The organism is Sphingobium sp. RC1, from assembly GCF_059738765.1.
On record NZ_AP027306.1, the window covers coordinates 1,318,617 to 1,330,799 of the forward strand.

General features: G+C 63.0%; 10 protein-coding genes and 1 tRNA gene. 5 read left to right on the forward strand and 6 right to left on the reverse strand.

Features of this window, described 5'->3' with window-relative positions; translation table 11 throughout:
- The first annotated feature begins 180 nt into the window (after window positions 1–180).
- Window positions 181–265 (forward strand) — tRNA-Leu (locus tag AC6JBC_RS06525).
- A 361-nt stretch (window positions 266–626) separates the two neighbouring features.
- On the opposite strand, the gene AC6JBC_RS06530 is transcribed toward AC6JBC_RS06525, so the two are convergent.
- The 5 genes from AC6JBC_RS06530 to AC6JBC_RS06550 all read right to left on the reverse strand — a co-directional run bounded on the left by AC6JBC_RS06530 (window position 627) and on the right by AC6JBC_RS06550 (window position 7,184).
- Window positions 627–1,766: an aminotransferase class I/II-fold pyridoxal phosphate-dependent enzyme gene (locus tag AC6JBC_RS06530; RefSeq protein WP_498023460.1), complete on the reverse strand. Its 1,140-nt coding sequence runs from the start codon at window positions 1,764–1,766 to the stop codon at window positions 627–629.
- 7 nt (window positions 1,767–1,773) lie between these two features.
- Complete coding sequence (gene pgl / locus AC6JBC_RS06535; protein WP_498023462.1) at window positions 1,774–2,463, reverse strand: 6-phosphogluconolactonase; 690 nt, start codon at window positions 2,461–2,463, stop codon at window positions 1,774–1,776.
- Window positions 2,453–3,469, reverse strand: coding sequence for a UDP-glucose 4-epimerase GalE (gene galE / locus AC6JBC_RS06540; RefSeq protein ID WP_498023464.1), 1,017 nt, complete (start codon window positions 3,467–3,469; stop codon window positions 2,453–2,455). The genes pgl and galE overlap by 11 nt, the downstream gene beginning before the upstream one ends.
- Before the next feature lie 232 nt (window positions 3,470–3,701).
- The gene (locus AC6JBC_RS06545; RefSeq protein WP_498023466.1) at window positions 3,702–5,876 is read right to left on the reverse strand and encodes a 3-hydroxyacyl-CoA dehydrogenase NAD-binding domain-containing protein; all 2,175 of its coding nucleotides are present in this window, start codon (window positions 5,874–5,876) and stop codon (window positions 3,702–3,704) included.
- Window positions 5,877–5,975: 99 nt separating this feature from the next.
- On the reverse strand, window positions 5,976–7,184 hold the full coding sequence (locus AC6JBC_RS06550; protein WP_498023468.1) for an acetyl-CoA C-acetyltransferase: 1,209 nt from the start codon (window positions 7,182–7,184) through the stop codon (window positions 5,976–5,978).
- A gap of 150 nt (window positions 7,185–7,334) precedes the next feature.
- Here AC6JBC_RS06550 and AC6JBC_RS06555 point away from each other — a divergent pair, with 150 nt between their 5' ends.
- Window positions 7,335–8,996, forward strand: a complete 1,662-nt coding sequence (locus AC6JBC_RS06555) for an MFS transporter (protein WP_498023470.1) — start codon at window positions 7,335–7,337, stop codon at window positions 8,994–8,996.
- A 4-nt stretch (window positions 8,997–9,000) separates the two neighbouring features.
- On the opposite strand, the gene AC6JBC_RS06560 is transcribed toward AC6JBC_RS06555, so the two are convergent.
- The gene (locus AC6JBC_RS06560) at window positions 9,001–9,582 is read right to left on the reverse strand and encodes a nucleotidyltransferase family protein (RefSeq protein ID WP_498023472.1); all 582 of its coding nucleotides are present in this window, start codon (window positions 9,580–9,582) and stop codon (window positions 9,001–9,003) included.
- A 193-nt stretch (window positions 9,583–9,775) separates the two neighbouring features.
- Between AC6JBC_RS06560 and folE the strand changes: the two genes are divergently transcribed.
- Genes folE through AC6JBC_RS06575 form a run of 3 tightly spaced genes read left to right on the forward strand, consistent with a single transcriptional unit; the run spans window position 9,776 to window position 12,047 of the window.
- Window positions 9,776–10,384 (forward strand): GTP cyclohydrolase I FolE, encoded by a 609-nt coding sequence (gene folE, locus AC6JBC_RS06565; protein ID WP_196225909.1) that lies wholly within the window; start codon window positions 9,776–9,778, stop codon window positions 10,382–10,384.
- The gene (locus AC6JBC_RS06570; protein WP_498023475.1) at window positions 10,381–11,217 is read left to right on the forward strand and encodes an SDR family oxidoreductase; all 837 of its coding nucleotides are present in this window, start codon (window positions 10,381–10,383) and stop codon (window positions 11,215–11,217) included. Before folE ends, AC6JBC_RS06570 begins: the two co-directional genes overlap by 4 nt.
- Window positions 11,218–11,270: 53 nt before the next feature.
- Window positions 11,271–12,047, forward strand: a complete 777-nt coding sequence (locus tag AC6JBC_RS06575) for an enoyl-CoA hydratase-related protein (protein WP_498023477.1) — start codon at window positions 11,271–11,273, stop codon at window positions 12,045–12,047.
- Window positions 12,048–12,183 lie beyond the last annotated feature (136 nt).

Here is a 12,183-nt window from a genome sequence, read left to right on the forward strand (position 1 = left end):
TGGGAGGAATTTTCAGGTCTGCACGAAACGGTCCTATAGCGGTACGGTTTCGTTACGCAAGCAGGCTATCGGCGCAGGGGCGCCCCTGCAACCGCCCGACAGTTTTATCCTGCACCGTGACTGATTTTTGTCTGGACGCTGGCACCTGATTTTGCCATTTGGCGCGGGCAGGCCATGCAAGCGGGCGTGGTGAAACTGGTAGACGCGCCGGACTCAAAATCCGGTTCCGAAAGGAGTGTCGGTTCGATTCCGACCGCCCGCACCATCTTTGTTTGCGCGATGCCGCCCGCCAACCCTTCGCGCGGGTGCAATTTCGCTCCGCTCAGCCGCACCATCCTCCGTCGATAAAAACAAAGACCCGGCAGCATGAAGCCGCCGGGCCAGGGGGGCTTTTACCAGGTAAAAGCCTCGGGTCGCAGGGCTTCCCTAGCGTAAAAAGATGACAATTCCAGTTAATCGGCGGCGGTCGATCCATAATGGATCAAACAGCGGGTGAACATTCACCCAGCCGTATTTGTGAGCAGAGACCCCCACAGCTTCACGTCATGAACAACTTTACGTCATGCCAGCGTCCGCTGGCATGACGTAAACCTCTCAGAACTTCCTCCGCGTCTCCGCGTGAAATCCTAAACCTGCTGCCGCTGAGCCGCAAACCATGGCACCAACCGCCGGATTGCTTCCTCCACCCGATCCGTAGAAACGGCAAAGCTGATGCGAATATGCCGGTGCCCATCCACCGGATCAAAATCGATCCCCGGCGCCGTCGCCACGCCGGTTTCTTCCAGCAGTCTCTGGCAGAAGGACAGGCTGTCCTCCGTCAGATGCCCGACATCGGCATAGATATAGAAAGCCCCATCCGGCGGCGCGATTTCCTTGAGGCCCAGCGCGGGGAGCGCCGCCAACAGCAATTCCCGGTTCCGCCGGTAGTTCGCGACATGCCCCTCCAGCTCATCCAGGCAGTCAAACGCCTTCAACCCCGCATGCTGCGCGAGGGAAGGGGGCGTCAGGAACAAATTCCCCATCCGCGCCCGCGCCGCATCCACCAACGGTTGCGGAAACACGACCCAGCCAAGCCGCCACCCAGCCATCGAAAAATATTTGGAAAAGCTGTTCACCACCACCGTATCGGGCGCGAATTCCAGCATCGAATGTGCCGTCTCCTCATAGGACAGGCCGTGATAAATCTCGTCCGACACGATCCTGATCCCGCGCCGCGCGCAAACCGCCGCGATTCGCGCCATCTCGTCAGCAGGAATGATCGTGCCCGTAGGATTGGCCGGACTCGCGATGATCACGCCGTCGGGTGCAGGCTCCATCGCCTCCAGCGCCGCCGCGCTGATCTGATATCGCTCGGCGGGTCCGCAATCCACCTCGACCGGCTCCAGGTAAAGCGCCTTGAGCGTATTGCGATACGCCACATAGCCCGGCCGCGCCGTCGCCACCCGCGCGCCCGGCGCGAACAGGCAACTGAGCGCCAGCACCAGCCCCGGCGAAGCGCCGCAAGTCAGCAATATCTGCTCCGCCGCCACCGCCACGCCATAGCGTTCCCGATACAGCAGCCCGATCCGCTCCTTCAGCGCCGGGCTTTCCCAATAGCCCATCGGATCGCTGTCCAGCACCTGATGCGCCTCCGCGATCGCAGCGGCAGGCGCGCCGGTCGAAGGCTGCCCGAACTCCATATGCAGGATGGACCGCCCCTCGGCCTCCAGCCGATGCGCCTCCACTCCGATGGCGATGGCGTGAAAAGGATCGATCTGCGCAATCATGCGCGCCTCACTCCGAAATCCAGACCTCGACCGACACGCCATGCTGGCACAGCGCCACCCGGATCGGCAGCTCCTCGACCGGCCCGCCAGCCAGCGCCCGGTCATAGACCGCCTTCTTCGCGGCCCCGCCAATCTGCAAGAAAATATGTCGGCTCTTCACGATCGCCCTGGCGCTCAAAGACATGCGCTGATGCGGCGCGGCAGGCGGCGTCAGCGCAACCGTCAGCGCATGGGTGGAAAGCCCGTCCGCCAATTCCTTCGCCTCCGGAAACAGCGAAGCCGTATGCCCATCCTCGCCCATCCCCAACAGCACGATATCCAGCGGCCAGGGCAACTCCGCCAGCGCCGCCTCGCAAGCCGCCTGCCCGGCATAGGCATCCGCCCCGTCATTCTTCATGCCCACAAACTGCGCCTTCGCCGCCGCGCCCTGCAACAGCGTCTCGCGGACCAGCCGCTCGTTGCTGTCCGCATGATCCGCCGCCACCCATCGCTCATCGACCAGCGTCACGACGACCTTGTCCCACTCCAGCGCAGCACCCGACAGCGCCTCCAGCACCGGCCGGGGAGACCGCCCGCCAGACAGCGCGATCGTCGCCACGCCCCGCGCCGCGATGGCATCGCCCAGCACCACCGCGATCCGCCGCGCCATGTCGGCAGCGGCAAGCGCGCCATCAACGAAAAGATGTTCAGTGGGCATCGCGGTCGCCCCGTATGTCGGTCAGCTTACGCTCCCATGCCAGCGCATGCGCGACGATCTGGTCCAGATCGGCATGGCGCGGCTGCCAGGGGAACTCCGCCATGATCGCACGGTTGTCGGAGATCAGCGAGTCCGGATCACCCGCGCGCCGTCCTTCCATCCGCCGCTCGATCTTGATGTTCGTCACTCGATCGACCGCATCCAGCACTTCCAGCACCGAAAAACCACGCCCATAGCCGCAATTGAGCAGATAATTCTGTTCCGGCTTGGCCATCAGCGCATCCAGCGCCAGCACATGCGCCGCCGCCAGATCGGTGACATGGATATAATCGCGCACGCCGGTCCCATCGGGCGTATCGAAATCCGTCCCGAACACCGACACAAACTCCCGCTTCCCCAGCGCGGCCTCGACCGCCACCTTGATGAGGTGTGTCGCGCCCGCGGTCGACTGCCCCGTCCGCCCCTGCGGATCGGCGCCCGCAACGTTGAAATAACGCAGCGCGCAGAAGTTCATCGGATGCGCCGCGCTCACATCGCGCAGCATATATTCGGTCATCAGCTTGGACATGCCATAGGGATTGATCGGCCGTTGCGGCGTCGTCTCCCTGACCGGGCTTTCCTCTGGAATGCCATAGGTCGCGGCGGTGGAGGAAAAGATGAAATGCGGCACGCCGACCGTCACAGCGCTCTCGATCAGGTCACGGGTCTTGGCGCTGTTATTATGATAATATTTCAGCGGGTTCTCGACCGATTCCGGCACCACGACCGACCCGGCAAAATGCATGATCGCCTTGACGTCATGATCGCGCAGCGCCTTCTGCACCAGCGGGTGGTCGGCAATATCGCCTTCGACGAAAGCCACATCCTCCGGCACTGCCCAGCGAAAACCCGTCACCAGATTGTCGATCACGACGACGCCATACCCCGCATCGCGCAGGGCCAGCACCGCATGGCTTCCAATATAACCGGCACCACCTGTGACCAGAACCGTGGGCTTTTCGCTCATAAAAGGCATGTCTCCCGAAAATGTCGGGCGAGACCTAACGCACTGACCGAATGATTGACAGCCTTCCGTGCTGCGCTGCGAGATCAATCGGACGACCAGCGCGATCAGGTGGCGTGGCTCACTCCAACCTAACCTCCGTATCTCACCTCCGTTCGTCCTGAGCTTGTCGAAGGACTTTTCTTCTTAGAAGCAGAAGGCTTCGACAGGCTCAGCCCGAACGAAGGAGAGAAATTCAAGCCGCAGCCTTCACCCCTTCATCATAGAAAGTCGCCCCACTCGCCGCCATGTCCTGCAACTGCAAAGTCGGCGCAAAGCGATCCCCATGCCGCGCCGCCAGCCGCTCCAGTACCGCCACGACATGCCCAATCCCGACCGTATCCATATGGCTGAACGGCCCACCGGTCCAGGGCGCAAAGCCCCAGCCGAAGATCGCGCCCAGATCGCCATCCTCCACCGTTTCCAGCACGCCTTCCTCATAACAGCGCGCACATTCCACCAGCTGCCGGTAGAGCAGCCGCTCCTTCACTTCCTCCACATCAGGCTGCACCGCCGCACGCGGGAACATCTCTTCCAGCCCCGGCCACAGATGCTTCTTCCCACCCTCGGGATAATCATACCATCCCTTCGCGCTCTTACGGCCCAGCCGCCCCAGCTCGACCATGCGCGCCATCACCGCGTCCGACGGCTGCGCCACATAGGTATCGCCCAATTCCTTCTGCGCCGCGACGACGATCTTGTGGCCTAGCTCGATGGAAACCTCGTCGCCGACCGCCAGCGGCCCCACCGGCATCCCCAATTGCCGCCCGGCATTTTCGATGAGCGCCGGGTTGATCCCCTCGGCCACCATCTCCACGCCTTCCTGCACATAGGTGCCGAAACAGCGCGAGGTATAGAAGCCGCGCGAGTCATTGACGACGATCGGCGTCTTCTTGATCTGGCTGACGAAATCCAGCGCCTTGGCGATTGCGGCCGGGCCGGTTTCCTTGCCCAGAATGATCTCGACCAGCGGCATCTTCTCGACCGGGGAAAAGAAATGGATGCCGATGAAATTGGCAGGCTTGCTCCACGCTTTGGCGAGCTTCGTGATCGGCAAGGTCGATGTGTTGGACCCGAATATAACATCGGAGCCGAGCACCTCTTCGACCTTCTTCGTGACCTCCGCCTTGATCGCGACATCCTCGAACACCGCCTCGATCACGAAGTCGGCTCCGGCAAGCGCCGCATAGTCGGTCGTCGGCGTCACGCGCGCCAGCGTCTCGGCCATCTTCTCCGGCGTCATGCCACGGCCCAGCCGCTTCTTCAGCACATCCTCGACATGCGCCTTGCCCTTTTCCGCATAAGCCAGGTCACGGTCGAACAGCATGACCTCCATGCCCGCCTGCGCCGCCACCGTCGCAATCCCCGCACCCATCATGCCAGCGCCCAGCATGGCGAGCTTCTTCGTCGGCGCCTTTGGCTGGTCCTTCGGCCGCCGCGCACCACGTTCGGCGGCGTTCTTGTTGACGAACAGGCTACGGATCATGTTCGCCGCCTGCGGATCGGCCGCGACCTTTGCGAAATATTTGCTCTCGACCCGGATCGCCTGGTCGAACGGCAGCAGCGCGCCTTCATACATCGCCGACAGCAAAGCGGTGGGCGCATTCATGTTCCGCTGCGTCTGCTTCAACGTCATCGGCACCGCGCCGACCATCGTCTGCACGAAAGCAGGATTGAACGCGCCCGCGCCACCCGGGAACTTGAACCCCTTGACGTCCCACGGTTGCGCGCTGGCGGACGGGTTCGCCTTCACCCACTCTTTCGCCCTCTCGACCGCCGTGCCCTGCGGCACGACTTCATCGACGGCCTTCAGCATCGCCGCTTCGGCCGGGCGGAACAGCTTGCCCTGCAACATGTACATCAGCGCCGCCTGCAACCCGATCAGGCGCGGCAACCGCTGTGATCCGCCACCGCCGGGAAACAGGCCGATCAAGATTTCAGGCAGGCCCAGTTGGGTCTTGGGACTATCGCCCACCACCCGCCGATGACAGGCCAGCGCCAGTTCAAACCCGCCGCCCACGCAGGTGCCCTCGATCGCGCACGCAACCGGCTTGCCGCACGTCTCCAGCCGCCGGAACAGCTGGTTCAGCACGAAAACCTGCTCGAAAATCTCGCCCGGGGCAGGGCGCTTTCCCGCGCCGCTCGCCAGCATCGACCCAAAATATTTGAGGTCCATGCCCGCCATGAACCCGCTGTCCTTGCCTGAAGCAATTACCGCGCCCTTGATCGCTTCGTCAGAACCGATGCGCGTAATCGCCTCATCCAGATCGGCCAGAAATTCCGGCCCGATGACATTCATCGACTGGCCCGGCACATCGATGGTCAGCGTGGCGATGCCGTCCGCATCGATGTCAAAATTGATGGTCTGCACGATCCTGCTCTCCTTTTAGCCCCTCCCCTTCAGGGGAGGGGTTGGGGTGGGGGCCATCCTCCAGAGCCGCGCTCGGATCAGCCCACTACCAACCCGTTTTCAAACCCGCTCGATAATAATCCCGGTTCCCATGCCGGCACCCACGCACAGGTTCACCAGCGCCGTGCCCTTGCCCGACCGCTCCAACTCATCCAGAGCCGTCCCCAGCACCATCGCACCAGTCGCGCCCAGCGGATGGCCCATCGCGATCGCGCCGCCATTCACATTGATCTTGTCATGGTCCAAATCCATCGCCTGCATGTAGCGCAGCACCACGCTCGCAAAGGCTTCGTTCAGTTCCCAAAGGTCGATGTCATGGCTGCTCATCCCCGCCCGGTTGAGCAGCTTGCCCGCAACAAACTCCGGCCCCGTCAGCATGATCAGCGGCTCCGATCCGATCGACGCCATCGCCTTGATCCGGGCGCGCGGCTTCAGGCCATATTTCTCGCCCATCTCCTTGTTGCCGACCAGCACCGCCGCCGCGCCATCGACGATGCCGCTGCTGTTGCCCGCATGATGGACATGGTTCACCCGTTCCAGCTCTGGATATTTGAGCAGTGCGATGGCGTCGAAGCCCGGCATCTCCTCGCCCAGCGCGGCAAAGCTCGGCTTCAGCGCGGCGAGCGACTGCATCGTCGCATCGGGCCGCATATGCTCGTCATGGTCCAGCACCACTTCGCCGATCACGTCACGCACCGGAATGATCGACTTGGCAAAGCGCCCTTCGTCCCAGGCCGCCTTGGCCCTCCGCTGGCTCTCCACCGCATAGGCGTCGGCGTCGTCGCGGCTGATTCCGAACTTGGTCGCGATCACATCGGCGCCGATGCCCTGCGGCGCGAAATAGGTTTTGTAGGCGACCGCCGGGTCCATCGCGATCGCGCCGCCGTCCGCTGACATCGGCACGCGGCTCATCGATTCCACGCCGCCACCAATCGCCAATCCCGCTTCGCCCGAATAGATTTTCGCTGCGGCCATGTTCACCGCTTCCAGCCCCGATGCACAGAAACGGTTGATCTGCACGCCCGGCACCGTCTGCTCATAATCGGCGTTCAGCACGGCGGCGCGGGCGATGTCTCCGCCTTGCTCGCCGATCGGGGTAACGCATCCAAGGATCACATCGTCCACATCCGCCGTGTCAATGGAGTTACGGTCCCGCACCGCCTCCAGCACCTGCGTCGCCAGCTGGACAGGGGTGATCTCATGCAGCGACCCGTCCGGCTTGCCCCGGCCACGGGGCGTCCTTACGGCATCGTAGATAAAGGCTTCCATCGCTCGGTCATTCCTCTCGGCATTGGCGTCAGGCGCGCCGCAAATGTATTTACGTTTACGTAAAGTGCAAGCCTATTCGCTTTAACATTGAACTGCTTCCCTTCCTTCCACGTTTGACGCTCCAATCGTTTTCGGGTTCATGCATTTTTCGTGTCAGAGGCAGATTCTCCTCCAGCGCCATCGCCCTTCGCCATCCCCATCTTCCGCGCGGTATGGTTCGCCAGCCTCGCGTCCAACTTCGGCGGGCTGATTCAGTCGGTCGGCGCGGCATGGATGATGACCTCGCTGTCGGGCTCCCCCATGCTCGTCGCGCTGGTTCCCGCCTCGACGACGTTGCCGATCATGCTGCTCTCGCTCTGGGCAGGCGCGGTCGCCGACAATCTCGACCGCCGCCTCGTCATGCTCGCCTGCCAGCTGTCGATGCTGCTGGTGTCCGCGTCGCTCGCGCTATTCGCGTGGCTCGGGTTGCTCACACCCTGGTCGCTACTGGCCTTCACCTTCCTCGTCGGCTGCGCCACCGCGATCAACGGTCCCGCCTGGCAAGCATCGGTCGGTGACATGGTCCCGCGATCCCAACTGCCCAGCGCTGTCGCCCTCAACAGCATGGGCTTCAACCTCGCGCGCAGTGTCGGCCCCGCACTCGGCGGCATCATCGTCGCAGCGGCAGGCGCCGCGGCCGCCTTCCTCACCAATGCACTCAGCTACATTGCCCTGACCATCGTGCTCCTCCGCTGGCAGCCGGAACGCGGGCCGAAGCTCCTGCCGCGCGAGCGCCTCGGCCTCGCGATGAGGGCAGGCGCGCGATATGTCGCCATGTCGCCCAAGATTCAGCTGGTCCTGATGCGCGCAGGAGCTTTCGGCATCGGCGCGAGCGCGGTGTCCGCCCTCATGCCTCTGGTGGCGCGCGACCTGTTGAAGGGCGACGCCCTTACCTTCGGCATCCTGAGCGGGGCGTTCGGCATAGGCGCAGTCCTGGGCGCGCTCTCATCAGGCAGGCTTCGCCGCCGCTTCGCCATCGAAACCATCGTGCGCTCGGCCGCCCTTGCGTTGGCAATAGGCACCGCGATCACGGCTTCCACCGGCTGGCTGCTTGTGGCCATAGCAGGGCTCCTGCTCTGCGGCGCTGGCTGGGTCATCGCGCTGTCTACCTTCAACGTGTCGGTCCAGATGTCCGCGCCCCGATGGGTGCTGGCGCGGGCCGTCGCCCTTTACCAGATGACGGCATTTGGCGGCATGGCACTGGGCGCCTGGCTGTTCGGTTGGCTGGCGGAACATATGGGCGTGGTGACGTCGCTCCACATCGCCGCCGGGGTGCAGTTCTTGGCGGCGATGGTCGGCCTTTTCCTGCCGCTATCCCAGACCGGCGACGAAAATCTCGACCTTCTGAACCGCTGGCAGGAACCGCAGACCTCGGTTCCCATAGAGCCACGCAGCGGGCCAGTCGTCATCACCATCGAATATCGTATCCCGGCGGGTTCCGTAGTGCCTTTCCTTACCGCGATGAGCGAGCGCCGCCGCATTCGCCGCCGCGACGGCGCGCATGGCTGGTCGCTGCTCAGGGACCTTGCCGACCCCGAATTATGGGTCGAGCGTTATCACGTCTCCACCTGGCTGGACTATGTCCGCCACAACAGCCGCCGGACCATGGCGGATACCGCCAATTCCGACGCTCTTGCGTTGCTGCACAGCGGACCTCATCCGCCAGTCGTTCACCGTATGCTGGAACGGCAGACCGGTTCGCTGCCGATCGGCCGGATGCCCGACGTGCGGGAAATGGACGACCCGATGACCGATCCCACCCGGTCGAGCTGAACGGCTATCCCTGCGGCAGGTCGTCCGGCGTGTCGATATCGACCAGCGAACTGCTCATCGCTTCGATCTGAAGCCCTCGACTCAACAGCGCTCTGGCACCCTGATCACCGCGCAGGGTCAGCAGCTCGGGAAAATGCTTTCGTCCGATGAAGGCGGGCGGCGAGGAAGAAAAGCCGTCCGTACTCGCTACCACCGACCGCACATCCTCCGCCGCCAGGCATATCCGGTTATAATGTGACTGCGGCACATAGGGCATGTCGGCAAGGCAGATGAGAATGCCCCGGCAGCGCCTGATCGGCATGACATGGTTCACGGCCAGCACTATACTGCTCGCCAGCCCCTCTTCAGGCTTGTCATTGACCAGAACGCTGTAACCACGCCTCTCCAGTTTCCGATGAATGGCGGGAGCATCGGCGATGGGACGCGTCACCGCCACCAGTTCGGCGAAGGCGAGGGAGGCGACAGCTTCCAGCGTATGGGCAACGACCGGCTTGCCATTGAGGTCGGCCATCAGCTTGTCCGCCTCGCCAAAGCGCGACGACGTCCCGGCGGCCAGCAACACGGCTGCGATACGTTCAGTCCGCACGCCTCAGCCTTGATGCCATGGGTGGGGGAAGGGCGACGGGACGGCCATGCTTATCGGATCGGCTTCTTGTGATGTGCGTTGATGTGCCACCCGGTATGACCCCTGTCCATAGTCCCGGTAAAGGGGGCTGGCGTTCCGCTGACATAGCCGCCATATGCGCCCTGAACAAAGATAATGAGGAGTAGTGCCGTCCATGGACTATGATCCCGATGCCGAGGCTGTAGGCGAAGCGATTAAGGAAGTTGTACCCGCGAAAGTGGCGGAGGCTATCCGCACCTTGATCCGCTGGTCCGGCGACAATCCTGAACGGGAGGGGTTGCTGGAAACTCCCGAACGCGTCGCGCGTGCGTGGCGGGAATATTGCCGTGGCTATGGCGACGATCCGGCTTTTCATCTGTCGCGCATCTTCCATGAAGTGGGCGGCTATGACGACATCGTGCTGCTGAAGGACATTCCGTTCCAGTCGCATTGCGAACATCATATGGCGCCGATCATCGGCCGCGCGCATATCGCTTATCTGCCCGGCAAATATGTGGTCGGGATTTCAAAGCTGGCGCGCGTTCTGCACGCCTTCGCCAACCGCCTTCAGGTTCAGGAACGCCTGACCGCCGAAGTCGCCAACTGCATCTGGGAACATCTGAAGCCCCAGGGGGTGGCCGTGGTGATCGAGGCGACGCATGGCTGCATGACCGGCCGAGGCGTTCGCACACCCAATGTCCTGATGAAGACCAGTCGCATGCTCGGCGTATTCCGCGAGGACGAAAAAAGTCGCGAGGAAGTGCTGAAGCTCATCGAATCGTGAGCGACGAGGAAGCACCCGCTTACCGGCCCCTTGGCGGTGCGCGCGGGCAGGCCGAAGGACCGCTGCCGCTGGCGAACAAGCGCCTGGCGCTGATCACCGGCGGTCACAGGCGGCTGGGCGGCGTCATTGCCGCCGGGTTCGCACGCGCCGGTTATTCGCTGGCCATTCACGGCAGCCATGACACGCGGCTGGACTCGGCGCTTGCCCTGACCCTCGATGAAAATGGCACGGAATGGGACGGCTTCACCGCCGACTTCTCTGATCCTGAAAGCGCCGAGGAACTCGTCGCCAAGGTCGCCGAACGCTTCGGCCGCCCGCCCGACATATTGGTGAACAGCGCCGCGATCTTCGGCCAGGATCGGCTGGATAATGTCTCCGCCGAGGATCTGATGCGGCATTATGCCGTCAACTGCGCCGCGCCCGCGTTGCTTACAAAATCGTTCGCAACCATCCCGGCAGGGGTGGCGGATCGTTGTATCATCAATATCCTCGATCAGCGGATCGATCATCCGCACGCCGATCAGCTGGCCTATACCTTGTCGAAGTCGGCTCTGGCGGGGCTGACCCGCCTTTCCGCCGCCAGCCTCGCTCCGCATATCCGTGTCAACGCAGTCGCGCCCGGCCTCACCATCGCAACGCCCGATTATGATGAGGCACAGATGGAAAGGCTGCAATCGGCCATGCCGCTCGGCCGCCTGCCGCTGGCGGAGCAGATTGCGGAGGCGGTTCTCTATCTGGCGCAGGCGAGCGCCGTCACCGGGCAGACGCTCTATGTCGATGGTGGCGCGCATATGCGCAGTTACGACCGCGACTTCATGCATATGGGACGGTGATCGGCGGCGGCTGTTGCTGCCCCGCTGCAACGCAGATTTGAAGGAATATGACGATGAGCTTCGAAACGATTTTGGTCGAACAGCGCGAAGCGGTGACGCTGGTCACGCTGAACCGTCCGCAGGCGCTGAACGCACTCAACACGCAAGTTCTGGCGGACCTCAGCGCCGCTTTCGCGGCCTATGACGCCGATCCCTCGCAACTGTGCCTGGTCCTGACCGGCAGCGAAAAGGCCTTCGCCGCAGGTGCGGACATCAAGGAAATGGTCAGCAAGGAAGCCGCCGACTTCTTCCTGGAGGACTTTTTTTCCGGCTGGCAAAAACATGTGGTGGCAACGCGCAAGCCGTGGATCGCCGCTGTCGCGGGCTTCGCGCTGGGCGGCGGGTGCGAACTCGCCATGATGGCCGACTTCATCATCGCGGCGGACACGGCCAAATTCGGTCAGCCGGAAATCAAGCTAGGCGTCGCGCCGGGCATGGGTGGATCGCAGCGCCTTACCAAGGCGGTCGGCAAGGCGAAGGCGATGGAAATGTGCCTCACCAGCCGCATGATGGGCGCGGAGGAAGCCGAGCGTTCGGGCCTCGTTTCGCGCATCGTACCGGCGGCGGAGTTGGTGGATGACGCGCTCAAGACTGCTGCGGCCATTGCTTCCATGCCGCCCATGGCGACCATGGTGAACAAGGAGATGGTGAACCTCGCCTTCGAAACCATGCTGGGTCAGGGGCTACTGACCGAAAGGCGTCTGTTCCAGCTGCTCACCGCCACGGAAGATCGGGTAGAGGGCATGACCGCCTTCGTCGAGAAGCGTCCGGGTGTTTGGAAGGGCCGCTGACCGGCGCGAAAAAATATCCACACTTATCCACAGCTTTAGACAGGGGCTGTCGTTGAACCGTCAGATTCCGCTTTGAACGACTCACATTTGGTGAGACCTTCGGGTTATCGAAACGAAAGAAGAAACGGAGAAATCC

Coding starts and splice junctions, on each gene's coding strand:
- AC6JBC_RS06530 (WP_498023460.1), bottom strand. CDS start 1,766: ATGATTGCGCAGATCGATCCTTTTCACGCCATCGCCATCGGAGTGGAG.
- pgl (WP_498023462.1), bottom strand. CDS start 2,463: ATGCCCACTGAACATCTTTTCGTTGATGGCGCGCTTGCCGCTGCCGAC.
- galE (WP_498023464.1), bottom strand. CDS start 3,469: ATGAGCGAAAAGCCCACGGTTCTGGTCACAGGTGGTGCCGGTTATATT.
- AC6JBC_RS06550 (WP_498023468.1), bottom strand. CDS start 7,184: ATGGAAGCCTTTATCTACGATGCCGTAAGGACGCCCCGTGGCCGGGGC.
- folE (WP_196225909.1), top strand. CDS start 9,776: ATGGACTATGATCCCGATGCCGAGGCTGTAGGCGAAGCGATTAAGGAA.
- AC6JBC_RS06575 (WP_498023477.1), top strand. CDS start 11,271: ATGAGCTTCGAAACGATTTTGGTCGAACAGCGCGAAGCGGTGACGCTG.